We start from the raw sequence: 3,404 nt of genomic DNA on the forward strand, positions 1-3,404 counted from the left end.
AGACACACCCGTTATAGGGTCAAGCGAACAAGTGCATGTGGTGGATGCCTTGGCGATCACAGGCGATGAAGGACGCGGTAGCCTGCGAAAAGCTTCGGGGAGCTGGCAAACGAGCTTTGATCCGAAGATGTCCGAATGGGGAAACCCACCTCTTTTGAGGTATCCGTAGCTGAATCCATAGGCTACGTGAAGCGAACGCGGTGAACTGAAACATCTAAGTAACCGCAGGAAAAGAAATCAACCGAGATTCCCAGAGTAGTGGCGAGCGAAATGGGACCAGCCTGTACTCTTTATTTGTAGTGTTAGCCGAACGCTCTGGAAAGTGCGGCCATAGCAGGTGATAGCCCTGTAGGCGAAAACATTATGAAAGAACTGGGTGTACGACAAGTAGGGCGGGACACGTGAAATCCTGTCTGAAGAAGGGGGGACCATCCTCCAAGGCTAAATACTCGTGATCGACCGATAGTGAACCAGTACCGTGAGGGAAAGGCGAAAAGAACCCCGGGAGGGGAGTGAAACAGATCCTGAAACCGCATGCATACAAACAGTCGGAGCCCCGCTTTAAGCGCTTTCGGCGCGCTCACGAAGTGAGTGCGTCAAAAGACATCAAGTCTGAAACACGACAGCTGCGCGCTTAAAGCGCGAGAGCGCTTAAAGCGGGGTGACGGCGTACCTTTTGTATAATGGGTCAGCGACTTACATTCAGTGGCGAGCTTAACCGATTAGGGCAGGCGTAGCGAAAGCGAGTCCGAACAGGGCGTCCAGTCGCTGGGTGTAGACCCGAAACCAGGTGATCTATCCATGGCCAGGATGAAGGTGCGGTAACACGTACTGGAGGTCCGAACCCACTAACGTTGAAAAGTTAGGGGATGAGCTGTGGATAGGGGTGAAAGGCTAAACAAACCTGGAAATAGCTGGTTCTCTCCGAAAACTATTTAGGTAGTGCCTCGTGTATCACCTTCGGGGGTAGAGCACTGTCATGGTTGTGGGGTCCATTGCGGATTACTACGCCATAGCAAACTCCGAATACCGAAGAGTGCAATCACGGGAGACAGACATCGGGTGCTAACGTCCGGTGTCAAGAGGGAAACAACCCAGACCGCCAGCTAAGGTCCCGAAATATTGCTAAGTGGGAAACGAAGTGGGAAGGCTAAAACAGTCAGGAGGTTGGCTTAGAAGCAGCCATCCTTTAAAGAAAGCGTAATAGCTCACTGATCGAGTCGTCCTGCGCGGAAGATGTAACGGGGCTAAGCAATATACCGAAGCTGCGGATGCGTGCTTTGCACGCATGGTAGGAGAGCGTTCCGTAAGCCTGCGAAGGTGCACTGGAAAGTGTGCTGGAGGTATCGGAAGTGCGAATGCTGACATGAGTAGCGATAAAGGGGGTGAAAGGCCCCCTCGCCGTAAGCCCAAGGTTTCCTACGCAACGTTCATCGGCGTAGGGTGAGTCGGCCCCTAAGGCGAGGCAGAAATGCGTAGCTGATGGGAAGCAGGTTAATATTCCTGCACCATTGTTGAATGCGATGGGGGGACGGATCGCGGAAGGTTGTCCGGGTGTTGGAAGTCCCGGTTCCTGTGTTGGAGAAGGCGCTTTGGCAAATCCGGGCGCGCAATTCAAGGGCATGGGACGAGTGATCCAGGTCACGAAGCAACTGGAAGTGGTTCCAGGAAAAGCCTCTAAGCTTCAGTTCAACAAGACCGTACCGCAAACCGACACAGGTGGGCGAGATGAGTATTCTAAGGCGCTTGAGAGAACTCGGGAGAAGGAACTCGGCAAATTGGTACCGTAACTTCGGGATAAGGTACGCCCCGGTAGCCTGATGCGCCTGCGCGCAGAGGGTGAAGGGGTTGCAATAAACTGGTGGCTGCGACTGTTTAATAAAAACACAGCACTCTGCAAACACGAAAGTGGACGTATAGGGTGTGACGCCTGCCCGGTGCCGGAAGATTAAATGATGGGGTGCAAGCTCTTGATTGAAGTCCCGGTAAACGGCGGCCGTAACTATAACGGTCCTAAGGTAGCGAAATTCCTTGTCGGGTAAGTTCCGACCTGCACGAATGGCGTAACGATGGCCACACTGTCTCCTCCCGAGACTCAGCGAAGTTGAAGTGTTTGTGATGATGCAATCTCCCCGCGGCTAGACGGAAAGACCCCATGAACCTTTACTGTAGCTTTGCATTGGACTTTGAACCGGTCTGTGTAGGATAGGTGGGAGGCTATGAAGCGTGGACGCCAGTCTGCGTGGAGCCGTCCTTGAAATACCACCCTGGTTTGTTTGAGGTTCTAACCTTGGTCCGTGATCCGGATCGGGGACAGTGCATGGTAGGCAGTTTGACTGGGGCGGTCTCCTCCCAAAGTGTAACGGAGGAGTACGAAGGTACGCTAGGTACGGTCGGAAATCGTGCTGATAGTGCAATGGCATAAGCGTGCTTAACTGCGAGACCGACAAGTCGAGCAGGTGCGAAAGCAGGTCATAGTGATCCGGTGGTTCTGTATGGAAGGGCCATCGCTCAACGGATAAAAGGTACTCTGGGGATAACAGGCTGATACCGCCCAAGAGTTCATATCGACGGCGGTGTTTGGCACCTCGATGTCGGCTCATCTCATCCTGGGGCTGTAGCCGGTCCCAAGGGTATGGCTGTTCGCCATTTAAAGAGGTACGTGAGCTGGGTTTAAAACGTCGTGAGACAGTTTGGTCCCTATCTGCCGTGGGCGCTGGATATTTGAAGGGGGCTGCTCCTAGTACGAGAGGACCGGAGTGGACGAACCTCTGGTGTACCGGTTGTCACGCCAGTGGCATCGCCGGGTAGCTATGTTCGGAAGAGATAACCGCTGAAAGCATCTAAGCGGGAAACTCGCCTTAAGATGAGATATCCCCGGGGCTTCGAGCCCCTTGAAGGGTCGTTCAAGACCAGGACGTTGATAGGTCAGGTGTATAAGCGCAGTAATGCGTTGAGCTAACTGATACTAATTGCCCGTAAGGCTTGATCCTATAACCGGTGTGTTTTGTGTCGATCCGCGTGAGTGCTTCAGCTGTCGGCCGGAGTTAGTGCTTCAGCACTTATTCCGGGCCCATGCAAAGCTCTTACGCGGATCCCACCCCCGCAGGGGGCAGGGACACGCAGACGACGGTTGAGATCGGTGTTGTGCCGGAAACAACACAACCCCCCTCTGGTGAGCATCACCAGAAACTACTTCTTCCCGATTGGCTGTATTGCCCAACAGGCAGTACGGCAACAAGTCATGCCTGATGACCATAGCGAGTCGGTCCCACCCCTTCCCATCCCGAACAGGACCGTGAAACGACTCCACGCCGATGATAGTGCGGATTGCCCGTGTGAAAGTAGGTAATCGTCAGGCTCCCCAGCAGCAAGCACAAACCCCACCTGACCCGGTGGGGTTT

2 rRNA genes are annotated in these 3,404 nt (G+C 53.9%); both read left to right on the top strand.

Features of this window, described 5'->3' with window-relative positions:
* Positions 1–17: 17 nt before the first annotated feature.
* Positions 18–2,993, top strand: a 23S ribosomal RNA gene (locus HV744_RS36185).
* A 254-nt stretch (positions 2,994–3,247) separates the two neighbouring features.
* Positions 3,248–3,361: ribosomal RNA gene (gene rrf / locus HV744_RS36190) — 5S ribosomal RNA — on the top strand.
* Positions 3,362–3,404: the final 43 nt, after the last annotated feature.

Origin of the sequence: Paraburkholderia ultramafica, assembly GCF_902859915.1 — a bacterium.
Taxonomy (GTDB): domain Bacteria; phylum Pseudomonadota; class Gammaproteobacteria; order Burkholderiales; family Burkholderiaceae; genus Paraburkholderia; species Paraburkholderia ultramafica.